This window comes from Westiellopsis prolifica IICB1, from assembly GCF_004323185.1.
Lineage (GTDB): Bacteria > Cyanobacteriota > Cyanobacteriia > Cyanobacteriales > Nostocaceae > Pelatocladus > Pelatocladus prolificus_A.
This window is the reverse complement of the sequence record NZ_NAPS01000001.1, coordinates 1,039,675-1,040,755: the sequence shown is the minus strand read 5'-3', so window position 1 is coordinate 1,040,755 and position 1,081 is coordinate 1,039,675. Positions and strand designations below refer to the sequence as shown.

1 protein-coding gene is annotated in these 1,081 nt (G+C 43.9%); it reads right to left on the bottom strand.

Features of this window, described 5'->3' with window-relative positions; genetic code table 11:
- Positions 1–395 precede the first annotated feature (395 nt).
- The coding region (locus B4U84_RS04430; RefSeq protein WP_131118712.1) for a tetratricopeptide repeat protein at positions 396–1,081 on the bottom strand (686 nt) is incomplete at its 5' end.

Genomic DNA, 1,081 nt, shown 5'->3' with positions numbered 1-1,081 from the left:
TCGAGTCTTTTATACTCATTAACGAGTCTTTGATACTCGTCGTCGAGTCTTTTATACTCATTAACGAGTCTTTGATCTCCGTCGTCGAGTTTTGTAGGGTGTGTTGTCGCGCAGCGCAACGCACCATTCAGCGTAATCGCACTGTATCTAAGTTTTCTAACTCCTAACTTGCACCAACCCCATATCCCGCCTCAGAATTAATTCTGAGGCTAATAGCATAAATCCGTTAAAACGGACTCAAACACCGTCCCAGTCAGATAAATCTGACTTTCGCTATTAGCCAATAAATTTATTTATTGGCAGGATATAGGTTGATGCAAGATATAAATTAATTGCGTAGCTTGCTTCTCGCGCATAGCACGAGTATTGCGAATTAGTATGAGTTCCTTAACTGTTCACTGTTCACTGATAACTGATAACTGATCAAACACCCACCCATCCCCGACAATCTCCTCTAGGCGCTGATTGAGTCGCTGGAGGAAATAATCTGGATCATTGAGACGTTGCTGAGTCAACCAAGTAGCAAAAGCTTCCTGTGTCTCTATTTCTTGCCTACCCGCCGCCCCTACTATCATCTTTACACTCACATCCCGGAGTTCCTCTAACTGCGGATGTCCTTCACCTCGGTAGTTGCAGAACAACATCGCAGTAGCCCCTAGCAAAGCTTCTAATTCATCGCCTTCAGGTACGGCATTATACAATGCTCGGATGAGATAAATTGTATCTGTTAAAGGTGCTTGAATCCGCAGCGTCAACCAGATTGCTTGAGCGAAATAAACCAAACTTTTGCTTTCATCTGCTACGCCTAAATTACTCAGAACTGTTACCAAGTCAACATAAGCGCGAATTTGGGCAAGTGTCGCCGCAGCTTGTAAATATAAATCTAATTGCCTAGCCTTATCTCCAGTTTCACCAGCCCAGTAAGCCAGACTTGCTAGCGTAGCAGCTTTACCACCCACATCGTTGATGCTTTCTTTTATTTGCAAAGATTGTTCGTAAAGTGCGATCGCTCGATTGATATCTCCTTGTTGGGCAAATAATCCTGCCATTTGGTGGAGGGTAGCAGCTTTACCACCCACAT